Raw genomic sequence first — 26,245 nt, forward strand, 5'->3', positions numbered from 1 at the left:
TGAGCACGCTGCCGCTCACCGGTGCGTCTTCAGCGGTGGTCACGTTTTCGCTGAGGTCGGTGAAGCTGTCGTCCACCGGGGTGACGCTGATGTTCAAGGTCGAGGTGACGTTGCTGCCGGAACCGTCAGTGACGGTATAGCTGACCGTCGGCACGCTGCCGTTGTAGTTGGCATCCGGAGTAAAGGTGTAAGCGCCGTTAGCCCCGATCACCAGGGTACCGACGTTGGCGATGGTTGCCGTGCTGCCAGCGGTGTAGGTGGTTTCACCAATGGTGAAATTCACCACGCTGACTGGTCCATCGACGCTCGAAGTACCGGTGAGGACGCTGCCGCTTACCGGTGCGTCTTCCTGGGTAGAGACCGTTTCGCTGGCATCGACAAAGCTGTCATCGACCGGCGTAACGTCGATGTTCAGCGTCGAGGTGGAGCCGTCAGTCACGGTGTAGTTCACCGTTGGCACCGTGCCGTTGTAGTTCTCGGCCGGGGTAAAGGTGTAGGCGCCATTGGCCCCGATCACCAGGGTGCCAACGTTGGCGATGGTCGCCGTCTGGCCAGCATTGAAAGTGCCAGTGACGCCGTCGATGGTGAAGGTGACCACGCTCAGGGCGTTGTCGATGTCGCTGTCGTTGCTCAGCACGTTGCCGGTTGCGGTGGTGTCTTCGGCAATGGTCTGGCTGTCGGCAGTCAAGATGCTCGGGTCATCGACCGCTGTCACGGTGAGATCCAGCGTGCTGCTCGAGCCGGTGTTGGTGGTGTACGTGACTTGCGGTACGGCACCGTTGTAGTTGGCGTCCGGCGTAAAGGTGTAGTTGCCGTTGGCGCCGATGGTCAATGTGCCGACGCCGACGATGGTCGCTGTCTGGCCCGCGGTGAAGCTGCCGGTCACGCCGGCGATGGTGAAGCCGGTGACGCTGAGCGGCGTGCTGGCATCGCTATCGTTGTTCAGTACATTGCCCGTCGCGACGCTGTCTTCGGCCAGCGTGCCAGTATCCGCAGTCAGTACGCTCGCAACGGTGCCGGTCGTGAGGGTCGTGATGGTCTGGTTGCCGATATCGAGGGTCGTGGGGGTGACAGTGGCAGCAGGGCCGTCGGTCGGGAAGCCAATGGTCGGGTCGACGCGGCCAGCGGTGGCGTCGAGCATCACGAAGCTGTGACCGCCCCCGGCGGCACCGCCAGCAGAACCCGCTGCCGTCGGGCCTGCAGCGGTGGCTTCGAGGTCTTTGGTCGGGTCGGCACCGGCGGCAATGGCTTGCTGCAGCTCTTCAACGGACGGCGCGGCTTGCGCGGTGGCGGCTGCCAGGTCAGCGCTGGAGTCCGGGGTGTCGGCACTCCATTGGGTGTCACGGCCCAGATCGAGGGTGCGGCCATCGGCCAGTTCCAGGGACACGGCGCCGGAAAGGCCGGTGTCGATCTGATCCCCGGCGGACAATTTGTCGCCTTCAACGAGAACGCGGCGGATGCCCTCTGGGGACACCACGAAAACTTGACCGACAATGCTTTTGACGATGGCAACAACACTGCTCATTGAAGACTCTCCGGGGTGTCACGTTCAGTTGACTTCCATAGACCTGATGGCGCTTTGCGCCGACCAGTCTGGACGTTCTTTGCAAAATAGATGCACAAGTTTGACGCTTTGATTCGTCAATATTTTGGCTATATTTTTTCGCTATTAACTTTATGCCAAACTATTGACCTTCTTGGAGCCATCCTAAACAATCGCCCCAGTAATGTCACATTGATATTTGAGCTGTGACCTGTCCTCGGTATGTGATCCAGTTCCGCTTTTTGAACTTTCCGACATACGGTCATTTCGCTTGCCATCTTCCGACACGGCGCGCTGTCCAGCCGTGATTCAAGACAAGAAGTCCTGGGAAATTCCTACAATGCGTTCGCCTTTGTTCATGGCTCTACCTTTCGCCCTCGCCGCGTCTTTCGTCCAGGCGCAATCCTTACCAGAAGCCATGCAACAAGCGCTGGATGTGCATCCGGAGGTCCAGGCCGGCGTCAACAGCCGGTTGGCTGCTGATTATCAGTTGAAGGCTGCGAAAGGCGGGTACTTGCCACGGGTCGACGTGCTGGGCGGTTATGGTCGTGAAGGCACCGACAGCGTGACCACGCGAACGGACGGCAGCAACAATCACTGGGAAACCCTGAACCGCAGCGAATCAAGCCTGCGATTGACCCAGATGGTCTTTGACGGTTTTGCGACGTCCAGCGAAGTCGGGCGTCAACAAGCCACCGTCAACTCCCGCGCCTATTCGCTGCTGAGCACTTCCGAGCGCACCGGGCTGACCGTGGCCCAGGTCTATCTCGACGTGCTGACCCGCCGCGAATTCGTGCGTCTGGCCGAGGACAACCTCAAGAGCCACCAACGCATCTACGACCAGATCCAGCTGCGCACCCAGCGTGGCGTCGGCAGCGGCGCCGACCTCGATCAGGCCGAGGCGCGCATGGCCCAGGCCCGTAACAACCTGATCACCGAGCAGACCAACCTGGCTGACGCCGAGACCAACTACCTGTCCGCCGTTGGCCAGATGCCCGATCAACTGGAGCGCCCGGCCAGTTTCCTGGCGCTGATGCCGGCCAATCTGAATGAAGCCCGCGCGCAGATGCTGGAAAACAGCCCGATCCTGCGTTCGGCCGAATCCGACATCGCCGCTGCCGAGAAGCAGTACGACACCGCCAAGTCGACGTTCTACCCACGTTTCGATGCTGAGTTGGGTCGCACCGCCGACAACGACATCGATGGCCAGAACGGCCACAACAATGAATGGCAAGCCATGCTGCGCATGCGCTTCAACCTGTATGCCGGTGGCAGCAACAAGGCCGACCTGGAATCCAAGTCCTACCTGTCGAACCAGGCGCTGGACATCCGCAACAACGCCCTGCGTCAATTGAACGAAGAGCTGGGCCTGGCCTGGAACGCCTTGAACAACGCCAACGCTCAGGTGCCGATCGCCCAGCAATACGTCGATCACAGCACCGCCGTGCGTACCGCCTACCAGCGTCAATTCAGCCTCGGCGAGCGCACGCTGCTCGATTTGCTCGACAGTGAGAACGAACTGTTCAGCTCTTCTCGCCGCCTGGCGGAGATCAAGAACATTCAGTTATTTACTCAGTACCGAATCAAGGCGACCATGGGCGAGTTGCTCAAGAGCCAGGGAGTGGTCGCACCATTGGCATCCGTTGTGCAGAACGACGTGAAGCCCAAGGTCCAATTGCCCGGTATGAATTGAGCAGGACCTTTCAATTGTTAGCCAAGAGTGCCGAGCGTGGAATCAGAAGTCAGTCGGGTTCAACTCATCCATGATCCGCGCGCGTTGCATGACGATCCGTTGCTGGATGGCCTGCTCGCTCTTTGCATGCTGCACCAGAAGCCTGCCAGCGCGGCCATGCTCACCACCGGCCTGCCGCTGCCCGAGCAGCGCCTGAGTGTCGACTTGCTGCCGCGCGCGGCAGCTCGCGCGGGGTTGCAGGGTCGGGTGCTGCAACGCAAGCTGCAGGACATTCCGGCGATTGCCATGCCGGCATTGTTGCTGCTCAAGGACGGTCGCAGTGCCGTCCTGCTTGGCTGGCAAGGCGAAGACCAGGTACGGGTGCTGCTCAGCGAAAGCGATGGCGGTGAGTCCCTGGTCAGCCGTGAACTGCTGGCCGACGACTACACCGGCAAGGTCTTTTTCGCCCAGCCCCAGCACAAGTTCGACGTCAATCACGGCACGCTGATCCCGCGTGCGCGCTCGTGGTTCCGCGACACCCTCAAGCGTTCGCGCTGGCTGTACGCCGACGCCATCGCCGCCAGTTTCCTGATCAACATCATTGCCATGGCCGCGCCATTGTTCGTGATGAACGTCTACGACCGCGTCGTGCCGAACCAGGCTGAGGCGACGTTGTGGGTGCTGGCGCTCGGCATCTCTGGCGCCTATCTCTTCGACCTGATCCTGAAAAGCCTGCGCAGCCTGTGCCTGGATCTGGCCGGCAAGAAAACCGACCTGATCATCTCGGCCACGCTGTTCGAGCGCATCGTCGGCATGGCCATGAAGTATCGGCCGGCGCGGGTTGGCAGCTTTGCCCAGAACATCCATGAGTTCCAGAGCCTGCGCGATTTCCTCGCCTCGCTGACGCTCACCAGCCTGATCGACCTGCCGTTCACCCTCCTGATTTTCCTCGTCATCGCGATCCTCGGCGGGCATCTGGTGTGGATACCGGTGCTGGCATTCCCGCTGGCCCTGGCCATCGGCTATGCCTTGCAGAAACCCCTGGTGGCGACCATGGAACGGACCATGGCGCTGGGCGCCGAGCGTCAGTCGAGCCTGATCGAAACGCTGGCCGGGCTGGACGCAGTGAAGGTCAACAACGCCGAAAGCGAACGCCAGTATCAGTGGGAGCAGACCATCGGCACCCTCAGCCGCCTTGAGTTGCGGGTGAAAATGCTGTCCGGCCTGGCGATGAACATCACCTTGCTGATCCAGCAACTGGCCGGGGTGATCATGATCGTCTTCGGCGTCTATCAGATCATCGACGGTCACCTGAGCATGGGCGGCCTGATTGCCTGCTACATGCTCAGTGGCCGTGCGCTCAGCCCGCTGGCGTCACTGTCCGGGCTGCTGACCCGCTATCAGCAGGCACGGGTGACCATGACCTCCGTCGATCAAATGATGGAGCTGCCCCAGGAGCGCAATTTCGAAGAGCGCCCGCTCAGCCGCAAGGTGCTGCAGGGCGGTATCGAGTGCCGTCAGCTCAACTTCACCTACCCGCAACAGCAGAACCCGGCGCTGAAGAACATCAGCCTGTCGATTCGTCCCGGCGAGAAAGTCGGGATCATTGGCCGAAGCGGCTCGGGCAAGAGCTCACTGGCGAAATTGCTGGTGGGGCTGTATCAGCCGGATGACGGCGCGCTGTTGGTCGATGGTGTGGACATCCGTCAGATCGACGTCAGCGAGTTGCGCTACAACATCGGCTATGTGCCCCAGGACATTCAGTTGCTCGCCGGCACCTTGCGCGACAACCTGGTTTCGGGTGCGCGCTATGTAGAAGACGAGCTGGTGCTGCAAGCGGCAGAGCTGGCCGGCGTCCACGAGTATGCGCGCCTGCATCCGCAGGGTTATGAGCTGCAAGTCGGCGAACGCGGGCAGAACCTCTCCGGCGGTCAACGGCAAAACGTCGCCCTGGCCCGGGCATTGTTGCTCAACCCGCCGATCCTGCTGCTCGACGAACCGACCAGTGCCATGGATAACACCGGCGAAGAGCGCCTCAAGCAGCGCCTGGCAGCGGTGATCGAAAACAAGACCATGGTGCTGGTAACGCACCGGGCATCGCTATTGTCGCTGGTGGACCGATTGATCGTGATCGACCGCGGGCAGATTCTCGCCGACGGCCCGAAAGCCGCGGTGATGGAAGCGTTGAAGAAGGGGCAGATCAGTGTTGCTTAAGTCGGGTAAGGGTTCGATCCTTCGCTACTTCAAAGGCTCTGCTTCGCTTCAGGGGCAGCCGCTGCCAGAGGTCAACAAGGCGCTGATCGAGGATGCGCCGCGGGTGGTGCGGCTGACCATCTGGGCGATCATCGCGTTCTTCGTGTTCCTGATGCTCTGGGCCAACTTCGCGGTCATCGACGAAGTGACCAAGGGCGACGGCAAGGCGATTCCATCGTCGAAGATCCAGAAAATCCAGAACCTTGAAGGCGGTATCGTTACCGAACTGTTCGTCAAGGAAGGCCAGATCGTCGAAGCCGGCGCGCCGCTGCTGCGGCTGGACGACACGCGATTTGCTTCGAACGTCGGTGAAACCGAGGCCGATCGGTTATCGATGGTGTTGCGCGTCGAGCGCCTGAGCGCCGAGGTCGACGATCGCCCGCTGAATTTCCCCGAGGATGTGCTCAAGGACGTGCCGGGCCAGGCCAAGAGCGAAGAGTCGCTCTATATCAGCCGCCGCCAGCAGTTGCACGACGAGATTGGCGGCTTGCAGGAGCAGTTGATACAGCGTCAGCAGGAACTGCGTGAGTTCATCTCCAAGCAGGCGCAGTACCGTCAGCAATTGGGCTTCCAGCGTCAGGAAATCAGCATGTCCGAGCCGTTGGTGGCTCAGGGCGCGGTATCGCCGGTGGAGGTTTTGCGTCTCAGGCGTGCCGAAGCGGAGACCCGTGGCCAACTCGATGCCACCACTTTGGCTATTCCGCGAGCGGAATCGGCGATCAAGGAAGTACAACGCAAGATCGACGAAACCCGCGGCAAGTTCCGCAGCGAAGCACTGACTCAGCTCAATGAGGCACGCACCGATCTGAACAAGGCCCAGGCCACCGGCAAGGCTCTGGAAGACCGGGTCAGCCGCACGCTGGTCACTTCGCCGGTGCGCGGTATCGTCAACAAATTGCTGGTCAATACCATCGGCGGGGTTATTCAGCCAGGCAGCGACCTGGTGGAAATCGTGCCACTGGACGACACCTTGCTGGTCGAAGCGAAGATCCGTCCCCAGGACATCGCGTTCCTGCACCCGGGGCAGGAAGCGACGGTGAAATTTACCGCCTATGACTACACCATCTACGGCGGAATGAAGGCCAAGCTGGAGCAGATCGGTGCCGACACCATTACCGACGAAGACAAGAAGACCACCTACTACATCATCAGGTTGCGTACCGACCGCAGCCACCTGGGCACCGATGAAAAGCCGTTGCTGATCATTCCGGGGATGGTGGCTTCCGTGGATATCATCACCGGCAAGAAGACCATACTCAGCTACCTGCTCAAGCCGATCATCCGGGCACGGGCCGAGGCGTTGCACGAGCGCTAGATCTTTTGTGGATTCACTGACGCCATCGCGGGCAAGCCCGCTCCCACAGGTTTTTGTGTCGAACACATGATCGTGCTTCAACAAAGAACCCTGTGGGAGCGGGCTTGCCCGCGATGGCGTCAGTCAAAACACCACAACCCCGTCAGAAAGTGACAAATAACGTCACACCGCAATTCACCCAAGCCCAAAGCAATTGCCATATCGTTATTCATTAACGGTATTTAAATTTCAATTCTTATACCTATAAAGTTAGTCCCCTGCGTACCTGCCGACCAATCGGCGCGCCGCACGACACGAACCAACACGGGATCTCCGTGAGTTTCTGATCGACGCGCGCGCCCTTGAGCGTGCCGTGCGTGGGAGTGATTTATGTCTGCAGTTTCAGCTTCGCCAAGCATCGCGCCACAGTTCTTTGAGATCCGTCCGTTCAGCGGAGCGGTCGGCGCCGAAATCATCGGCCTCGACCTGTCCCGCCCGATCAATGACCAGGATTTCGCCCGCATTCACCGTGCGCACCTGGATCACCACGTGGTGGTGTTCCGCGACCAACGCATCACCCCCGAACAGCACATCGAGTTCAGCCGTCGTTTTGGCGTGTTGCAGATCCACGTGCTCAAGCAGTTCCTGCTGACAAATCACCCGGAAATCCTCATCGTTTCCAACATCGTCGAGAACGGCCAGAACATCGGCCTGGGCGATGCCGGCAAGTTCTGGCATTCCGATCTTTCCTATAAAGAACTGCCGAGCCTGGGCTCGATGCTGCATGCCCAGGAGCTGCCATCGGAGGGCGGCGACACGCTGTTCGCCGACATGCACAAAGCCTGGGACAGCCTGCCCGAGGCGCTGCGCACAGCGGTGGAAGGCCGCTCGGCGGCGCATTCCTACACGGCGCGTTACAGCGAAACCAAATTCGAAGGCAACTGGCGCCCAACCCTCACCCCCGAGCAATTGGCCCAGGTTGCGGAAGTGGTGCACCCGGTCGTGCGCACCCACCCGGAAAACGGCCGCAAGGCCCTGTTCGTCAGCGAAGGGTTCACCACCCGTATCGTTGGCCTGCCGGAAGACGAGAGCCAGCAACTGCTGACCGAGCTCTATGCCCACAGCGTGCTGCCGAAAAACATCTACCGCCATCAATGGCAGCCCCATGACCTGGTGTTCTGGGACAACCGTTCGCTGATCCATCTTGCTGCCGGCTGCCCCAGCCATCTGCGCCGCAAGCTGTATCGCACCACCATTCAGGGCGACGCGCCTTTCTGATTTGTCGGAGATCTGATCATGTCCAAACGTCTTCCATTCGCACCGCTGGCCGCCGCCATCGGCCTGGGTTTCAGCCTGATCGCCGGCAGCCTGGTGGCGCCGACCGTGGCCCACGCCGAAGGTGAAATCCGCATCGCCGAACAGTTCGGCATCGTTTACCTGCTATTGAACGTGGTGCGCGATCAGAACCTGATCGAGAAGTACGGCAAGCAGGAAGGTATCGACATCAAGGTCGACTGGACCCAGCTCTCTGGCGGGGCAGCGGTCAACGATGCGTTGCTGTCCGGCTCGATCGACATTGCCGGTGCCGGCGTCGGCCCGTTGCTGACCATCTGGGACCGTACCCACGGCAAGCAGAACGTCAAGGCCGTGGCTTCCCTCGGCAACTTCCCGTACTACCTGGTGAGCAATAACCCCAAGGTCAAGACCATCGCCGACTTCACCGAGAAGGATCGTATCGCGGTGCCGGCCGTGGGTGTTTCGGTGCAGTCACGCTTCCTGCAGTACGCAGCCGCCAAACAGTGGGGTGACAAGGACTTCAATCGCCTCGACAAGTACACCATCGCTGTTCCGCACCCCGACGCGACAGCCGCGCTGTTGGCCGGCGGCACCGAGCTGAGCGGACACTTTTCCAACCCGCCGTTCCAGGATCAGGAACTGGCCAATCCCAACGTGCACGTGGTGCTGAACACCTACGACCTGCTCGGCCCGAACTCGCCGACCGTGCTGTTCGCCACCGAGAAATTCCGCAATGAAAACCCGAAAACCTACAAAGCGTTCATTGACGCTTTGACCGAAGCGGCAACGTTTGCCCAGAACGACAAAGGCGCGGCAGCCGACACCTACATCCGTGTCACCAAGGCCAAGATCGACCGCGCCGCGCTGCTGAAAATCATCGACAACCCGCAGTTCGAATTCAGTGTCACGCCGAAAAACACTTACCCGTTGGCCGAGTTCCTCTACCGCGTCGGCGCGATCAAAAACAAACCGGATTCATGGAAGGACTACTTCTTCCAGGACGCCAAGCCGCTGCAAGGGAGCTGACCGAAATGAATGCCCCTTTGCAAGGCCACACGGTCAGCAAACCGATCGCGGCAGCCCAGGCGCTGCTGTCGGTCGATAACGTCAGCCTCGAATACCGCACGCCGCAGCGTGTGGTGCGGGCGACCCATCAAGTCAGTTTCGAGATCGATCCGGCGGACCGTTTTGTCCTGCTCGGGCCGTCCGGGTGCGGCAAGTCGACGTTGCTCAAGGCCGTCGCCGGATTCATCCAGCCTGTGGAAGGCGAGATCCGCCTGCAAGGCCAGCGCGTCGATGCGCCGGGGCCGGACCGGATCGTGGTGTTCCAGGAGTTCGATCAACTGCCGCCGTGGAAAACCGTCAAACAGAACGTGATGTTTCCGCTGCTGGCCTCGAAAACCCTCAAGCGTAAAGAGGCCGAAGAGCGAGCGCTGCACTATCTGGAAAAAGTCGGCCTTGCGGCGTTTGCCGATGCTTATCCGCACACCCTGTCGGGCGGGATGAAGGCGCGGGTTGCGATTGCCCGGGCGTTGGCGATGCAGCCGAAAATCCTCCTGATGGACGAACCCTTCGCCGCCCTCGATGCGCTGACCCGACGCAAGATGCAGGAGGAATTGCTGCTGCTCTGGGAGGAGGTTCGCTTCACGCTGCTGTTCGTCACGCATTCCATCGAAGAGGCGCTGGTGGTGGGCAATCGCATCCTGTTGCTGTCACCGCATCCGGGGCGGGTGCGGGCGGAAGTGCACAGCCATCAATACGATTTGCACAGCCTCGGTGGCGTGGCGTTTCAGGCGTCGGCGCGGCGCATTCACCGGTTGTTGTTCGATGAAGGTGATGTGGCGAACGCCTCGCATGAGCTGGATTTCGCCGACATCCGCATTGCTTATTGAGCCAGTTGAGAGGAGGGCCCGATGAGCCATTTATCATCCCCGCGTGAAGAGTTCGAAACGGTTTTGCAGCCACTGACCAGCGTGCCGCTGGAGCGTGAGTTACCCCTCGGTCAACGCTTGTGGCAGCAAGGTTGGCTGCGCAAAAGCCTGATCCTGATTTTGCTTGCTGTGCTGTGGGAGGCCGTTGCCCGGTATCAGAATAACGACCTGCTGCTGCCGAGTTTTCTTCAGACCACTCACGCCCTGTACGACGGCCTGCTCAGCGGCGAATTGCTCGGCAAGGTGTGGATTTCCCTGGTGGTGCTGCTCAAGGGTTACCTGATCGGCATCGTCCTGGCGTTTGCGCTGACCACGCTGGCGGTGTCGACGCAGTTCGGGCGCGATCTGCTCAGCACCCTGACCTCGATGTTCAACCCGTTGCCGGCGATTGCCCTGCTGCCGTTGGCGTTGCTGTGGTTCGGCCTGGGCCAGAACAGCCTGATTTTCGTACTGGTGCATTCGGTGCTCTGGGCCTTGGCGCTGAACACTTACGCCGGGTTTCTCGGTGTCTCGGAAACCCTGCGTATGGCCGGGCGCAATTATGGCCTCAAGGGCATGCGTTTCGTGCTGTTCATCCTGATCCCGGCGGCATTGCCGTCGATCCTCGCCGGCCTGAAGATCGGCTGGGCGTTTGCCTGGCGCACGTTGATTGCTGCCGAGCTGGTGTTCGGAGCCACCAGCGGGAAGGGCGGATTGGGCTGGTACATCTTTCAGAATCGCAATGAGCTGTACACGGACAAGGTGTTCGCCGGGTTGGCGGTGGTGATTCTGATCGGGTTGCTGGTGGAGAACCTGGTGTTTGATTCGTTGGAGCGGGTGACGGTGAAACGCTGGGGCATGGTGCGGTAGCATTGCGCTTTGATCAATCCTGATCAGCCATGAGTGCTTACCATGCAACTCCCGGACATGAACCTGTTGGTCGCCCTCGACGCCTTGCTCGATGAGGGCAGTGTGGTGGGCGCCGCGCGGCGGATGAACCTGAGCCCGGCGGCCATGAGCCGGACGTTGACGCGCATCCGTGAAGCCATTGGCGATCCGATCCTGGTGCGCGCCGGTCGTGGCCTGGTGCCGACTCCCCGGGCGCTGGCGTTGCGCGAGCAGGTGCGCAGTGTGGTGGAGCAGGCCGGGCTGCTGTTTCGTTCGGCCGATGCGGTGGAACTGAGTTCGCTGCGGCGGCGCTTCAGCATTCGGGCCAATGACTTTTTTGTCGGCGTCTACGGCGGCAAGCTCTTCGACACCCTTGACCGACAGGCGCCGCACTGCGAATTGCGCTTCGTCCCCGAAGGCGATGGCGATGATGAGGCGTTGCGCGAAGGACGGATCGACCTGAGCGTCAGCAATACCCGGCCGTTGACCCCGGAAGTGAAGATTCAGAACCTGTTTTCCACCCACTTCGTGGGTCTGGTGCGTGAAGATCACCCGCTGCTGGACGAAGAGATCACGGCTGAGCGCTATGCCGGTTATTCCCATATCAGCATGTCCCGGCGTGGCATTGCCCGAGGACCGATCGATACCGCGCTCAATGCCCTGGGGCTGGAGCGGCGGGTGGCGGTGATTGCGCCAAGCTTTCATGCGGCGATGTTTGCCTTGCCCGATTCCGACCTGATTCTGCCGGTGCCCAAGGAAGCCTTGCTGAGTGTGCGGCGGCTGGGCTTGAAACTGCGCTCGTTCGATCTGCCGATTCCTCTGCCGACCCTGATGCTGACCCAAGCCTGGCATCCGCGCTTCGACAAGGACCCGGCCCACCGCTGGCTGCGTGAAACGCTGAAGTCCTGCTGCGATGAGACGTGGCTGGCCGCTCAACCTGAAGGTCACCGCTAACCCTCCCTTGTGGGAGCGAGCTTGCTCGCGATAGCGGCAGATCAGCCAACTAATATGTTGAGGCTGCCGGCCTCATCGCGAGCAGGCTCGCTCCCACAGGGGGCTGAGGTTTGCATCGTTGAGTCTGGCGCATTTATAACCTGCCAATAAGTTGATTTTCGTCAGGCATCCCGCTTCTTAGAATGCTTCGGTCCTTCCACGCCGGAGCTTGCAGTACATGACTTCCCTTACGGCCACCGCACCTGTTGCGGCAGCCGCTCCGCCCGTCTTCGGCCCACGGATCATCATCGGCCTGATAGGCGTGCTGCTGGCGGTGCTGGTGTCGGGCCTCAACGAGATGGTGACCAAAGTCGCCCTGGCCGACATTCGGGGTGCGTTGGCCATCGGCTACGACGAAGGCACCTGGCTGGTCGCCTGTTACACGGCGACTTCGGTGGCGGCCATGGCTTTTGCGCCGTGGTGTGCGGTGACGTTCTCTTTGCGGCGTTTCACCCTGTGCGCCATCAGCCTGTTCACCCTGCTGGGTGTGTTGTGCCCCTTCGCCCCGAACTACGAAAGCCTGCTGTTGCTGCGCACCTTGCAAGGCCTCGCGGGCGGTGCATTGCCACCCATGCTGATGACCGTGGCCCTGCGGTTTCTGCCCGCCAACGTGAAGTTGTATGGCCTGGCCGGTTATGCCCTGACGGCGACGTTCGGCCCGGGCCTGGGTACACCGCTGGCCGGGTTGTGGACCGAGTATGTCGGCTGGCAATGGACCTTCTGGCAAATCGTCGCGCCATGCCTGATCGCCATGGCCGCGGTGGCGTACGGCTTGCCCCGGGACCCGCTGCGCCTGGAACGCTTCAAGTCCTTCAACTGGCGCGGGGTGCTGTTGGGTTTTCCAGCTATTTGCATGCTGGTAATCGGCATTTTGCAGGGCAATCGCCTGGACTGGTTCGAGTCCAGTCTGATCTGCGGATTGCTCGGAGGCGGGCTGGTGCTGCTGGTGCTGTTTTTGGCCGGCGAGTGGTCGCAGCCGATGCCGTTTTTCAAGATGCAGATGCTCGGCATCCGTAACCTGTCATTCGCCCTGATGACCCTCGCGGGGGTGCTGGTGGTGTTGCAGGCGGTGATCATCATTCCGTCCAGCTACCTGGCGCAGGTCCAGGGTTATCGCCCGGTGCAGACCGCGCCGATCATGTTGCTGGCGGCGCTGCCGCAATTGATTGCGCTGCCCTTGGTGGCGGCGCTGTGCAATTTTCGCTGGGTCGATTGCCGCTGGGTCCTGGGCATCGGCCTGGGCATGCTGGCGCTGTCGTGCGTCGGCGGTTCGCAACTGACGTCGGCGTGGATTCGTGACGATTTCTATGTGCTGCAATGGCTGCAGATTTTCGGGCAACCCATGGCGGTGTTGCCGCTGCTGATGCTGTCCACCGGCAGCATCAACCCGATGGAAGGGCCGTTTGCATCGGCGTGGTTCAACACCGTCAAAGGCCTGTCGGCGGTCATCGCCACCGGGGTGATCGAGGCGTTGACCACGGCACGTCTGCATTTTCACTCGACCATGCTGGTCGATCGCCTCGGCAACTCGCCGCTGGCCGAGCGCGACAGCGCAGGCCTCGCCCATCGTCTGCATGAGCAGGCGCTGGTGCTCACTTCCTCGGATCTCTACCTGTGCATGGCCGGTATCGCCGTGACCTTGATCCTGCTGATTTTCTGGCTGCCGACGCGGATCTTTCCGCCGCGCGCGCCGACCTGACTGCTCCACTGAAACAGAAGGTTTTTATGAACACTCAAGCGAAGCAAAAAATCGCGGTGGCCGTGGCCGTCGCATTGGCCGTCGGTGTGTTGCTGTACCTGGCGGTGCCCGGTCTGTTCGGCAAGCGCACCCAGCAGAGCACCAACGACGCGTATGTCTCGGCGGACTTCACCCTGGTCGTGCCGCGGGTCGCCGGGTTTATCCAGCAAGTGCTGGTCGAGGACAACCAGCAGGTCAAGGCCGGGCAGTTGTTGGCGCTGATCGATGACCGGGATCTGCGTGCAGCGGCCCAGGCCGCCGATGCCGAGACGCTGGTGGCCAGGGCGCAACTGCAAAACGCCCGCGCGACCCTGGAGCGCCAGGCGTCGGTGATTGCCCAGGCGCAATCCTCGGTGGTCTCGGCCAAGGCGGAAACGGCCTTTGCCGAGCACGAGTTGAACCGCTACAACCACCTCGCTGGCGTGGGTGCCGGCACGGTGCAAAATGCGCAGCAGGCGCAAACGCGCATCGACCAGGCCTCTGCGCGGCTGGCCAACGCCACGGCGGTGCTGGCGGCGGAGCGCAAGCAGGTGGAGATCCTCACGGCTCAGCGCGATGCGGCCGAAGGGGGTCTGAAGCGGGCGCAGGCGAAGCTGGAAATGGCCAGCTACGAGCTGTCCTATACGCGGATCGTCGCACCCCAGGACGGCATGGTCGGCGAACGCGCGGTGCGAGTCGGCGCCTACGTCACCCCGGGCAGCAAGATCCTCGCGGTGGTGCCGCTGGCGCAGGCGTATGTGATGGCCAACTTTCAGGAAACCCAGCTGACGGATGTGCAGCCGGGGCAGGCTGTGCAGGTGCGTGTCGACAGTCTGGGCGGTGCGGCACTCAGCGGTCGTGTCGAAAGCATCGCACCGGCAACGGGGGTGACGTTCGCCGCGATCAAACCGGACAACGCCACCGGCAACTTCACCAAGGTGGTGCAGCGGATACCGGTGAAAATCGTGCTCGAGCCGGGGCAGTCGCTGGCCGAGCGCTTGCGGGTGGGGATGTCGGTGGAGGCGAGCATTGATACCGACAGTCATGCAGCGTCTGTGCGTGAGGTGACTCAGCGATGAAAACCTGTGTTGATGGTGCGGACGCCATCGCGAGCAAGCTCGCTCCCACAAGGGTTATGCGGGATGTACAAGATCTTCCCGTCACAGAAAGTCCATTGTGGGAGCGAGCTTGCTCGCGATGGGGCCAGCTGTCGCAACTCACCTTGAGTGCCTTGCTCGCAATGAGCCTCAGCGCCTGCACCGTCGGCCCCGATTTCCAAAAGCCCGAAGCTACCGAAATCGCCGAATGGTCAAAACCCTCAAAGGCAGCCGCCAGCCAGGCCATCGCCGAAACACTGGACGAGCGTTGGTGGGAAGTGTTCCACGACCCGAAACTCTCGGCCCTGAGCCAGCGCGCCGTGACCGACAACCTCGACCTGAAACTGGCCGGCAGCCGCTTGCAGCAAAGTCGTGCTGTGCGCCAGGTCGTCACCGCCGACCGCTACCCCAACACGGCTGCCAGCGGCAGTTACGGGCGCAATCGCAACAGTGGTGAAGGGCTGAGCGACCCGTCGGGTCACAATGGCCAATCGGCCTTCAACCTGTGGAATGCCGGCTTCTCCGCTGCCTGGGAGCTGGATTTCTGGGGGCGCGTGCGACGGGAAACCGAAGCCGCCGACGCGACGCTCGAAGTCGCCGAAAACGACCGGCGCAGCGTGTTGCTATCGGTGCTGGCCGAAACCGCCCAGGACTACATTCAACTGCGCGGTGTGCAGAACACCCGTCTCGTTACCGAACAGAACCTCGACGTCGCCCGCCATAGCCTGAAGCTTTCGCAACTGCGCCTGGCCGACGGCGTCGCGACGGATCTGGATGTCGCCGAAGCCGCCGCGCAAGTGGCGGCCATCGAATCGCGCCTGCCCGCGCTGGAGCAGCGCCAGTGGCAACTGATCAACGCCTTGAGCCTGTTGATGGGCGAACCGCCGCAGGCATTGGCGACGGAGTTATCCACAGATGCACCGGTGCCGCAAACGCCACGCCAGGTCGCTATCGGCTTGCCCTCGCAACTGGCTGAACGGCGGCCGGACATCCGTCAGGCCGAAGCACGGCTGCATGCTGCCACGGCCAGCATTGGCGTGGCCAAGGGCGATTTCTACCCACGCATCACCCTGTCGGGGAGCATCGGTTCCCAGGCCATGCAATTGAGCGATTTCGGCTCGTGGGGTTCGCGCGCTTTCGGGATCGGTCCGCAATTCACTTTGCCGTTGTTCGACGGCGGCCGCTTGCGCGGCGTGCTCGATTTGCGCGAAGCACAACAACAGGAAGCGGCTATCGCCTATCAGCAAACCGTACTGCGCGCCTGGCATGAAATCGATGACCAACTGGCGGCCTATAATGCCAGCCAACTGCGCCGCGACAGCCTGGCCGAAGCCGTGCGCCAGAACCGCATCGCGCTGCACACCGCACAACAGCAGTACGTCGAGGGCGTGGTGGATTTCGTCACCGTACTCACCGTGCAAGGCGCGTTGCTGGCCACGCAGGAACAGTGGGTCGAGAGTTCGACCGGCGTGTCGCTGGCGGCCGTCGGGTTGTACAAGGCGTTGGGTGGAGGTTGGGAGTCGGTATACCCCTTGGCCGAGACAGCGCAACGTTAATACGCAGGCAATGATGGCCATCTGCTTGACGCTAATCGCCGCTGCCGTAGACTCCCTTGATCCGAAAGGGAGTACGGTCATGCGGCGTTTCTGTGTGTTGGGGTTGGTTTTTTTCTTCGCCGCGAGCGTTGTCCAGGCGCAAACGCCCGGGGCAGACGATCCGCTGGCGCAAATGGATGCAGGCGCCAGTGCTGCGACCAGCGCCGAGGCCCGTGGTGTATTGCGCGCCCGGGACCAGGCCGTGCTGGCCAGTGAAGTGCCCGGGCGGATTGTCGAATTGCCGTTCAGCGAGGGCGAGTCGTTCAAGAAGGGCGATACCCTGGCGCGTTTCGATTGCTCGGCCTATCAGGCGCAGCTCAATGCCGCTCAAGCGGCCAGCCGTGGCGCGGGTGAAGAACTGGCGCACAACCGGCAACTGGCCGCGCTGAATTCGGTCGGGCGTTTCGAAGTGGCACGTGCCGAGGCCAAAGTCAGCGAAACCCAGGCGCAGTCCCAGGTGTACCAAGTACAGGTCAAGCGTTGCAGCGTGGTTGCGCCGTTCGATGGCCAGGTCGTCGAGCGCAAGGTGCAGCGCTATGAAAGCGTCCCTGCCGGCGCGCCATTGCTGGACGTGGTCGATAATCGCACCCTGGAAATCCATCTGCTGGTGCCCTCGCGCTGGATGGCCCGCCTCAAGCCCGGCCAGACCTTCAGTTTTGTTCCCGATGAAACCGGCAAGCCGCTGAACGCGACGGTCAAGCGCCTGGGCGCGCGAATCGATGAAGGCAGCCAGACACTGCTGCTGGTGGCCAGCGTGCCCGACGCCAGCGGGTTGCTGGCAGGCATGAGCGGCACGGCGCATTTCGCGGAGTCCAAGTGAACGCGCCGGTGAGCGGCGGCGCCGAGCAGGTGTTCGCCCGCTTTCTTGATCTTGAGCGCCAGACCCGCGCCGCCCAGACACCCGCGCAATTGGCCTACAGCCTGGTCAATGATGGCCAGGCGCTGTTCGGTTTTCGCCACGCGGCACTGTTGATCGCCGGGAAGGTGCAGGCCGTGACCGGTGTCAGCGCGGTGGAGCCGAACGCACCGTTTGTAGCCTTCGTCGAGCAGGCAGTGGCGCAACTGTTCAAGCGCGCACAGTTGCAGCAGGCACGGGTCATTGCCGCCGATACCCTTGACGAATCGTTGCAGGCGCAATGGCAAAGCCTGTCGGCAGCGCAGGTGTTCTGGCTGCCGCTGATCGATCGCCAGGGCGAGGTGTTTGGCGGGTTATGGCTGGCCCGTGACCTTCCATGGAACCCTGCCGAACAAGTGCTGCTGGCGCAGCTTGGTGATACCTACAGCCACGCCTGGCAGGCGTTGCAACCGCGCAAGCCCTGGCGCCTGCGCTGGACGCGCAAACGCCAGGCGCTGCTGGTGGCAGTGCTATTGCTCGGATTGTTGATCCCGGTGCGCCAGTCCGTATTGGCCCCGGCCGAAGTGGTGCCGCTCGGCGGTCGGGTGGTGGCGGCGCCGTTGGACGGTGTGATTGCCGAGTTTCTGGTCAAGCCCAACCAGACAGTGAAGGCCGGCGAATTGCTGCTGCGCTTCGAAAGCACCACGCTCAAGGCTCAGGCCGATGTCGCCGAACGCGCCCTCGGGGTTGCCGAGGCGGAGCTCAAGGCCAACTCCCAGCGTTCGTTTGCCGATGCCGAATCCAGCTCGAAACTGGATTTGCTGGCCGCCCGGGTTGAACAGAAACGTGCCGAGCGAGACTACGCCCGTGAACTGCTCAAGCGCAGCGAAGTGCGCGCCGAGCGCGATGGCATCGCGGTGTTCGCCGATGCCGAGCGCTGGACCGGCAAGCCCGTGCAGACGGGCGAGCGGCTGATGGAAATCGCCGATCCGGCTCAGGCGCAATTGCGTATCGAACTGGCCGTGGGGGACGCGATTTCCCTGGAGCCCGGCGCCGAGGTCGCATTGTTCCTCGACAGTGACCCGCTGCAACGGCATTTGGCCCGACTCGAACGTTCGGCTTATGAAGCGCAGCCCACGGCGGGCGGGCAATTGGCCTATCGCCTGGATGCGAATTTCGACGCGACGCCACCGCGCATCGGTTTGCGCGGCACGGCAAAAATCTTCGGTGACCGCGCGCCGCTGGCCCTGTATCTGTTGCGTCGACCGTTGGCCGGTTTGCGTCAGAGCGTAGGCCTGTAAATGAGCCTGCCCGGCCTGCGTGCCGACCTGCAATTGTCCCCGGCAGCGCCGGCGCTGGACGGTGCACCCTGCTGGACGCTGGCCGATCCGGTGCGGGGGCGCTACTTCAAGCTCGGTACCACGGCGATGCGGTTGTTGCGTCACTGGTCGCTGGGTGAGCCTGAACAAGTCCTGCAAGCGGCCAATCGTGAACCGGGACTGGCGCTGGACGGAGGGGATCTGGAGCAGTTGCTGGCGTTCTTGCGCAGTCACGACCTGATTACCGCCCTCGATCCCCAGCAGCGTGCCAGTTACGACTTTAAAGCGGCTGCCCGGCGCCAGGGCCTGTGGCAAGTGTTGCTGCATCAGTACCTGTTTTTTCGTATTCCGCTGTGGCGTCCGGAGCGTTTTCTCAACCGTGCCTGGCCGTGGCTTGAGCGCTTTGGCCCGCGAGCGCTGCGCTACGGGTTGCCCGCTGTGCTGGGGTTGGGGGTGTTTCTGGTGTCGCGGGACTGGCAGCGGTTTATCGCCACGTTTCCGCACTTGTTCAGCCTGGGCGGCGCACTGGCGTTTGGCGTGGCGCTGTTCTTCGCCAAACTTTGCCACGAGTTCGGTCACGCGTTCATGGCCAAGCGCGCCGGGTGCCAGGTACAGAGCATGGGTGTGGCATTCATGGTGCTGCTGCCGATGTTCTATACCGATGTCAGCGATGCCTGGCGGGTCAATGACCGCAAGGCCAGGTTGCTGATTGGCGCGGGCGGCGTGCTGGCCGAGCTGCTGTTGGCGTGCCTTGCTTTGCTGGCGTGGTCGTTGTTGCCCGACGGGCCGGCCCGTACCGCGGCGTTCATGCTCGCCAGTGCGACGTGGATCACCACATTGGTAGTCAATCTCAACCCGTTCATGCGTTTTGACGGTTATTTTCTGCTCAGCGATTTCTGGCAGGTCGATAACCTGCAAGGCCGGGCGTTTGCCTTGTGTCGCTGGCGCTTGCGCGAGTTTTTGTTCGGCTACGGTGCCGCGGCACCCGAGCCTTGGTCGCCGATAATGCAACGGCGTTTGCTGATCTGGGGGTATGGCTCGTGGTTATGGCGCGCGGCATTGTTTTTCGGGATCGCTCTGGCGGTCTATCACCTGTTCTTCAAGGTGTTGGGGATCTTCCTGATGCTGGTGGAGCTGGTCTGGTTCATCTTTCTGCCCATCATGAGTGAATGGCGCCAGTGGTGGAGCCGCCGCGAGCAGGCACATGGCCCGCGGGTGCTGCTCAGCAGCCTGGCGTTGCTCGGGTTGTTGCTGGTGCTGATCGTGCCGTGGCGCAGTGCCGTCGAGGTGCCGGCCATGCTCGAAGCGGGTCGGGTCAGCACCTTGCATGCGCCGGTGGCGGCACGGATCAAGGCAGTGAATGTGCATGACGGGCAGTCGGTGGCGCAGGGTGATGTGCTGATCGAACTGGAGTCCCCGGACCTCGATTCGCGCCAGGCCATCGCGCGCCGGGAAATCGAGATTCAGCAGCTGCAGATGCGCCGTCAGGCCAGCCGCAGCGAAACGGCTTCCGATGCCGGCATCGTCGAGCAGCGCCTGGCCGAAGCGGTCGCCGAATACCGGGGGCTGGCGGCCCAGCGCGAGCGACTGCTGTTGCGCGCGCCCCATGCCGGCACTGTGCGCGATCTGCTGCCGCAATGGGCGGTGGGGCGCTGGCTGTCGACTCGGGAACCGCTGGCCCGGGTGGTCGAGCAGGGCGTGCGCTTGCGCGGCTACCTGGCCGAGGCAGAACTCTGGCGAGTGGTACCGGGCGCTACAGGGCGGTTTATTGCCGATGACCCTATGCACCCGGCGATTGCGGTGCAACTGAGTGAAATCGACACCAACGGTGCGGCGTTTGTCGATCAAGAGGCGCTGACTTCCGATCACCACGGACCGATTGCCGTGCGTCGCGATCAGCAGCAACGGGCCGAGCCGGTACAGGCGCAGTACGGCGCGCGGTTGACCACCCTTGATCAGGCCTCGACGCCGGCGCAGCCATTACGCGGCGTGGCAGTGTTGCAAGGTCGTGGTGAGTCGGTGCTGGGCGTTGCCTGGCGACGGATGGCGGCGCTGGGTGTCAGGGAAAGCGGTTTTTAAAACGGCGAGCCCTTGTCATGGACCCAGGGAATCCGGGCTTAAACGTTTCATCCGTTTAATGGCGGTTAAAAAGCCGATTTTCGCGGGTGTTGACTCCGAATTGATATCAAAACACCACTAGGCGCAGACTTTCCCTTCGGTTACGCTTTGTCCTACAAAAGGGACTTGCGGCGAAGGGTGAAGGGATTGCATCAGTTTCATTTTATCTCCGGCTTGCCGCGATCAGGCTCCACCCTGCTTTCTGCCATTCTTTTGCAGAATCCGCGTTTCCATGCCGGCATGACCAGCCCCGTCGGTTCCCTGTTTTCCGGTGTCCTGGAGCAGTGCAGCGCCGGCAGCGAGTTCGGCGCGGTGATCGACACCGACATGCGCCGCCGCCTGTTGCGTGGCCTGTTTGATTCCTTCTATGCCGATAAAGCCGACAAGCCGGTGGTGTTCGACACCAATCGTCTCTGGAGCGCCCGCCTGCCGGCCATCAACGATCTGTTTCCCAAGGCCAAGGTGATTGCCTGTGTGCGCAACGTCGCCTGGATCATGGACAGCATCGAGCGTCTTTACCGCGCCAATCCCTATGAAAACACCAAGCTCTTCGGCGATGCCGTCGAGCGCAACACCGTCTACAGCCGTTGCGAAACCCTCGCGCAGCGCAATCGCCTAGTGGGTTTTGCCTGGGCGGCGCTCAAGGAAGCCTACTACGGTGAACATGCCGATTCCTTGCTGATCATCGACTATGACTTGCTGACACAGGCGCCGGAGCGGGTGTTGCGGCTGGTCTACGACTTCATCGGCGAACCCTGGTTCGAGCACGACTTCGAGCACCTGGCGTACGACGCCCCGGAATTCGATCAGGCACTCGGGGTCACCGGCCTGCACAAGGTCAGGCCCAAGGTTGCCGTAGAGGCCCGGCGCACCATTCTGCCGCCGGATCTGTTCAAGCAATATTCAGACTTGTCCTTTTGGCTCGATGGCTCTGCCAGCGCCGCCAATGTCATTCGTATGAAGTCCGACGCCGCGAACATCTGATCGCGGCGTTTTTCATTGATGCGTTACGTATTTTCGTTCGAATTCGGGTGAGCAGCATGTGGTGGAGCATTTTTGGCGGGGCAAAGGCAAAGTCACGGGTAACTGAAGCCCAGCGGACGCCGGCGGCGCCCATGATCATGTCGCTTGAACCGCGCATGCTGTTCGACGGAGCTGTCGCCGCCACGGTGGCCGATACCGCCGCCCAGGCCGACAGCCATTCCACCGCCGATGCCGCCAAGGGCCCGACTGCCGATCAGCCGACGGCCAGCAAGGACACCCATGGCCAGGCCGATGCTACACCGGCGGCCAGCCCCGTGGCCGTGCCCGGGCAGAGCGTGGTGTTCGTCGACTCGCGGGTCAAAGATGCCGACAGCCTGCTGCAAGGCGTCGCCCCCGGGACCCAGGTGGTGAAACTGGACGCGGGCAAGGACGGGCTGCAACAGATTGCCGATTACCTCGACCAGCACCAGGGCGTCAGCTCGGTGCAGATCATCGCCCACGGCAACGCCGGCGACCTGTGGCTGGGCGACAGCTATCTGTCGGCCGACAACGTCGCCGCCCGCAGCGCGGTGCTGGCGGAAATCGGCAAGGACATGAACGCCGGCGGCGACATCCTGATCTACGGCTGCTACACCGCCGAAGGCGAGCGCGGCCTGAGTTTTGTCGACTCGCTGGCGCAAATGACCGGCCGCGATGTAGCCGCTTCGATCAACCGTACCGGCGTGGGCGGCGACTGGGATCTGGAAATCTCCACCGGCAACATCGAAAGCGCCAGCGTGCTGTCGGCGCAAGCCATGAGCGATTACCAGTGGGGCCTGGCCAGTTGGTCGGCCACCAACAACCTCGATTCTGGCGGAGGTTCGTTGCGCGCGCAGCTGGCTTCGGCGCAGAACGGCGACCTCGTCACCTTCGACGCCGCTCTGGCCGGCACGACCATTGGTTTGAACACTGAGTTGTTGATCAACAAGAACGTCACCGTCGATGGCGACCTGAACAACGACGGCGTGGCCGACATCACCCTCAGCGGCCAATACAAGACCCGTGTGATCGAGGTTGCGTCGGGCAGCACCGTGCAGCTCGACGGCTTGGTCATCACCAAGGGCCTGGCCGCCGGCAACGGCGGCAACGGAGGTTTCGAGGGCGAAAGCGCCTTGGGTGGCGGCATCTTGAACGCCGGCAACCTGACCCTGAAAAACGTCAGTGTGACCGCCAACGCTGCGTCTGGCGGTGGTGGCGGTGGCGGCGTGACGCCGACTTATGCAGGTGGCGGCGGTGGCGGTGGCGGTGGCGTCGGCGGTGCGGGAGGCGGCTCTGGCGGCAGCGCGCATTCGATCTACGCGGTACCCACCTATGCCGGTGGCGCAGGCGGTTCAGGCGTGGGCGGGGCGGGCGGTAGTTATAACGGCGTCACCCTCAATGGCCGGGGTGGCAACCTTGACGGCAGTGGCGGTGCCGGCAGCGTTGCTACACCTATTTCGGGTTACAGCACCGGTGGTGCAGGCGGTTCGGCGAGCAATGGCACGATTGCTGTCGGGGGCGGCGGCGGCGGCTCCGGTTTTGACAAGGTCGGCGGTATTGGCGGTTCGGCCGCCGGCGGTATCTACAACACCGGCACCCTGACGGTCATCGGCACTTCGCAGATCTCCGGCAATATTGCCGCCGGCGGTGGCGGTGGCGGTGGTGGCGGGGACGGCAGCGTTGGCGGCAGTGCGGATAATGGCGGTGCTGCGGGTCAGGGCATCGGCGGCATCTGGAACAAAGGCACGCTGGTGATGACGGCGGCGAATTTCGCAGCCTTGAGCGGCAACGTCGGTGCCAGCGGTACAGCCGGCAACGCGGCGGGTGGTGGCATCACGGGCAGCTCGCCGACAGCCGTCACCAACCTGCGCAACGACAGCACTCTCATCAACAATTACGTCGAACCACCCACCGCCACCATCGTGGTCGCCGACACTGCACTGACCATCGGTGAGACCTCGCTGGTGACCATTACCTTCAGTGCCGCGGTGACCGGCTTCAGCAATGCCGACCTGGCCATTGCCAATGGCAGTTTAAGTGCAGTGACCAGCAGTGACGGCGTCACCTGGACTGCGACGTTCACGCCAAGTGCATCCATCAGCGACACCACCAACATCATCACCCTGGACAATACCGGCGTACAGACTGTCACGGGCAGCGTAGCGGGCGTCGGCACCACCGACTCCAATAACTATGCGGTCGACACCGTACGCCCGACGGCCATCATCGTGTTTGCCGATACGGCCCTCAAAGTCGGCGAGACCTCGCTGGTGACCATCACCTTCAGCGAAGCGGTCACGGGTCTCACCAACGCGGACCTGACCATAGCCAACGGCACGCTGACAACCGTCAGCAGCAGCGATGGCGGCATCACCTGGACGGGGACCTTCACTCCGACTGCCAGCATCACTGACGCGACCAATCTGATCACCCTGGACAACACCGGGGTCAATGACCTGGCGGGCAACGCCGGCAGTGGCACCACCGATTCCGGCAACTACGCCATCGATACCGTGCGACCGACGGCGACTATTGTGGTCGCCGACACGGCCCTGAACGTCGGCGAAACCTCGCTGGTGACGATCACGTTCAATGAAGCGGTGACGGGGCTCACGATCGCTGACCTGACCGCGGCTAACGGCACGTTGAGCGGCTTGAACAGCAGCGACGGCGGTATCACCTGGACGGCAACGTTTACGCCGACGGCGTCGGTTTCCGACACCACCAATGTCTTGACCCTGGCCAATAGCGGCGTGGCAGATCTGGCGGGCAATGCCGGCACTGGTACGACCAATTCGAACAACTATGTGATCGATACGCTGCGTCCGACCGCCACTATCGTGGTGGCGGACACGGCATTGAGAATCGGCGAAACCTCGCTGGTGACGATCACCTTCAGTGAGGCGGTCAGCGGCTTCACCAACTCCGACCTGACCATTACCAACGGCACGTTGACCTCGGTGAGCAGCAGCGACGGCGGCATCACCTGGACGGCAACCTTTACGCCAACCGCCAGCATCACTGATACGACCAACCTGATCACCCTGGACAACACCGACGTGGCTGATCTGGCGGGCAACGCCGGCAGCGGCACCACCGACTCCAACAACTACGCTATTGACACCGTGCGGCCAACGGCAACTATCGTGATGACGGACACGTTGCTGGGAATCGGCGGAACCTCGCTGGTGACGATCACCTTCAGTGAGGCGGTCAGCGGTTTCAGCAACGCCGACCTGACCATTACCAACGGCACGCTGACAGCCGTCAGCAGCAGCGATGGCGGCATCACCTGGACGGCAACCTTCACGCCTTTCGCGAGTATCAACGATACGACCAACCTGGTCACCCTGGACAACACCGGGGTCAGCGATCTGGCGGGCAACGCCGGCAGCGGCACCACCGACTCGAACAACTATGCCATCGACACTGTTCGTCCGACCGCCACGATCGTGCTGGCCGATACGACATTGAACGCCGGTGAAACCTCGCTGGTGACCATCACCTTCAGCGAGGCGGTGAACGGTTTCAGCAACGCTGACCTGTCCGTTCCCAACGGCACGTTGAGCGCGGTGAGCAGCAGCGACGGCGGCATCACCTGGACGGCGACCTTCACGCCGAACGTCGCGGTCAACGACACGAGCAACCTGATCGTCCTGGACAACACTGGCATCGCCGATCTTGCGGGCAACGCCGGCACCGGCACGACCAATTCCGCCAACTACACCATCGACACCGTATTGCCGACCGCCACCATCGTGGTGGCCGACACTGCCCTGAGCGTCGGCGAAAACTCGCTGGTGACCATCACCTTCAGTGAAGCGGTGAGCGGTTTCAGCAATGCCGACCTGACCATCGCCAACGGTACGCTCACTGCGGTGAGCAGCAGCGATGGCGGCATCACCTGGACGGCGACCTTTACACCCACCGCAACCATCACCGACGCCACCAACCTGATCACCCTGGACAACAGTGGTGTGCAGAATGCTTCCGGCAATGCGGGCAGCGGTACCACCGACTCGAACAATTACGCCATCGACACCCAGCGTCCGACCGCGACCATCGTGGTCACCGACCCGGCACTGGCCGTGGGCCAGACAACCACGATCACCATCACCTTCAGCGAAGCAGTGACCGGGTTCACCCTGGCCGACATGACAGTGGCCAACGGCACGCTCAGTGGGCTGGCCACGTCGGACAACATCACCTATACCGCGACATTTACTCCGACGGCCGGCATCACCGACACAAGCAACCTGATCACCCTGGCCAATACCGGTGTGACCGATGTGGCGGGCAACAGCGGCAGCGGCACCACGGATTCGAATAACTACGTCATCGACAGCCAGCGCCCGACCGCGACCATTGTCATGGCCGATCCGACCCTGAGTGCCGGTGAAACCTCGCTGGTGACCATCACCTTCAGCGAGGCGGTGAGCGGTTTCAGCAACGCTGAGCTGTCCGTTCCCAACGGCACCTTGACCTCGGTGAACAGCAGCGACGGGGGCATTACCTGGACCGCCACGTTCACCCCGAACGCGAGCACCAATGACACGACCAACCTGATCACCCTGAACAACGCCGGGATCGCCGACCTCGCGGGCAACGCCGGCACCGGCACGACCAACTCCGCCAATTTCACCATCGACACCGTGCTGCCGACCGCCACCATCGTGGTTGCCGACACTGCCCTGAACGTCGGCGAAACCTCGC

Annotated in this window: 17 protein-coding genes; 16 read left to right on the forward strand and 1 reads right to left on the reverse strand. The window is 62.3% G+C overall.

Features of this window, described 5'->3' with window-relative positions; all coding sequences use genetic code 11:
• On the reverse strand, positions 1 to 1,525 hold a 1,525-nt coding region (locus tag EI969_RS25475), incomplete at its 3' end, for a retention module-containing protein (RefSeq protein ID WP_160390191.1).
• Between the two features lie 358 nt (positions 1,526 to 1,883).
• On the opposite strand from EI969_RS25475, the gene EI969_RS25480 reads away from it, so the two are divergent.
• The 16 genes from EI969_RS25480 to EI969_RS25555 form a co-directional block, all read left to right on the forward strand.
• Positions 1,884 to 3,236 (forward strand): TolC family outer membrane protein, encoded by a 1,353-nt coding sequence (locus tag EI969_RS25480; RefSeq protein ID WP_160390192.1) that lies wholly within the window; start codon positions 1,884 to 1,886, stop codon positions 3,234 to 3,236.
• Between the two features lie 36 nt (positions 3,237 to 3,272).
• Positions 3,273 to 5,429, forward strand: coding sequence for a type I secretion system permease/ATPase (locus EI969_RS25485; RefSeq protein ID WP_160390193.1), 2,157 nt, complete (start codon positions 3,273 to 3,275; stop codon positions 5,427 to 5,429).
• On the forward strand, positions 5,419 to 6,783 hold the full coding sequence (locus EI969_RS25490) for an HlyD family type I secretion periplasmic adaptor subunit (RefSeq protein ID WP_150716065.1): 1,365 nt from the start codon (positions 5,419 to 5,421) through the stop codon (positions 6,781 to 6,783). Before EI969_RS25485 ends, EI969_RS25490 begins: the two co-directional genes overlap by 11 nt.
• 369 nt (positions 6,784 to 7,152) lie before the next feature.
• Complete coding sequence (locus tag EI969_RS25495) at positions 7,153 to 8,040, forward strand: TauD/TfdA family dioxygenase (protein ID WP_160390194.1); 888 nt, start codon at positions 7,153 to 7,155, stop codon at positions 8,038 to 8,040.
• A gap of 18 nt (positions 8,041 to 8,058) precedes the next feature.
• On the forward strand, positions 8,059 to 9,084 hold the full coding sequence (locus EI969_RS25500) for an ABC transporter substrate-binding protein (protein WP_008049411.1): 1,026 nt from the start codon (positions 8,059 to 8,061) through the stop codon (positions 9,082 to 9,084).
• Positions 9,085 to 9,089: 5 nt separating this feature from the next.
• Complete coding sequence (locus EI969_RS25505; RefSeq protein WP_160390195.1) at positions 9,090 to 9,950, forward strand: ABC transporter ATP-binding protein; 861 nt, start codon at positions 9,090 to 9,092, stop codon at positions 9,948 to 9,950.
• A gap of 21 nt (positions 9,951 to 9,971) precedes the next feature.
• On the forward strand, positions 9,972 to 10,838 hold the full coding sequence (locus EI969_RS25510) for an ABC transporter permease (protein WP_160390196.1): 867 nt from the start codon (positions 9,972 to 9,974) through the stop codon (positions 10,836 to 10,838).
• Between the two features lie 42 nt (positions 10,839 to 10,880).
• Entirely contained in the window at positions 10,881 to 11,810 is a 930-nt protein-coding gene (locus EI969_RS25515) for a LysR family transcriptional regulator (protein ID WP_160390197.1), read from the forward strand.
• Positions 11,811 to 12,027: 217 nt separating this feature from the next.
• Positions 12,028 to 13,548 carry an MFS transporter gene (locus EI969_RS25520; RefSeq protein ID WP_160390198.1) on the forward strand — a complete coding sequence of 507 codons (1,521 nt, stop codon included), beginning with the start codon at positions 12,028 to 12,030 and terminating at the stop codon, positions 13,546 to 13,548.
• Between the two features lie 26 nt (positions 13,549 to 13,574).
• On the forward strand, positions 13,575 to 14,645 hold the full coding sequence (locus EI969_RS25525; RefSeq protein ID WP_160390199.1) for an HlyD family secretion protein: 1,071 nt from the start codon (positions 13,575 to 13,577) through the stop codon (positions 14,643 to 14,645).
• Positions 14,642 to 16,219: an efflux transporter outer membrane subunit gene (locus EI969_RS25530; protein WP_160390200.1), complete on the forward strand. Its 1,578-nt coding sequence runs from the start codon at positions 14,642 to 14,644 to the stop codon at positions 16,217 to 16,219. Before EI969_RS25525 ends, EI969_RS25530 begins: the two co-directional genes overlap by 4 nt.
• 79 nt (positions 16,220 to 16,298) lie before the next feature.
• Positions 16,299 to 17,078 carry an efflux RND transporter periplasmic adaptor subunit gene (locus EI969_RS25535; RefSeq protein ID WP_160390201.1) on the forward strand — a complete coding sequence of 260 codons (780 nt, stop codon included), beginning with the start codon at positions 16,299 to 16,301 and terminating at the stop codon, positions 17,076 to 17,078.
• The gene (locus EI969_RS25540; RefSeq protein ID WP_160390202.1) at positions 17,075 to 18,394 is read left to right on the forward strand and encodes an HlyD family efflux transporter periplasmic adaptor subunit; all 1,320 of its coding nucleotides are present in this window, start codon (positions 17,075 to 17,077) and stop codon (positions 18,392 to 18,394) included. Before EI969_RS25535 ends, EI969_RS25540 begins: the two co-directional genes overlap by 4 nt.
• Positions 18,395 to 20,491, forward strand: a complete 2,097-nt coding sequence (locus tag EI969_RS25545) for a biotin/lipoyl-binding protein (protein ID WP_160390203.1) — start codon at positions 18,395 to 18,397, stop codon at positions 20,489 to 20,491.
• A 177-nt stretch (positions 20,492 to 20,668) separates the two neighbouring features.
• Positions 20,669 to 21,514: a sulfotransferase gene (locus tag EI969_RS25550; protein WP_160390204.1), complete on the forward strand. Its 846-nt coding sequence runs from the start codon at positions 20,669 to 20,671 to the stop codon at positions 21,512 to 21,514.
• 56 nt (positions 21,515 to 21,570) lie between these two features.
• A partial coding sequence (locus tag EI969_RS25555) for an Ig-like domain-containing protein (RefSeq protein ID WP_160390205.1) occupies positions 21,571 to 26,245 on the forward strand: 4,675 nt, incomplete at its 3' end.

This window comes from Pseudomonas sp. PB101 (assembly GCF_009764265.1).
Classification (GTDB): domain Bacteria; phylum Pseudomonadota; class Gammaproteobacteria; order Pseudomonadales; family Pseudomonadaceae; genus Aquipseudomonas.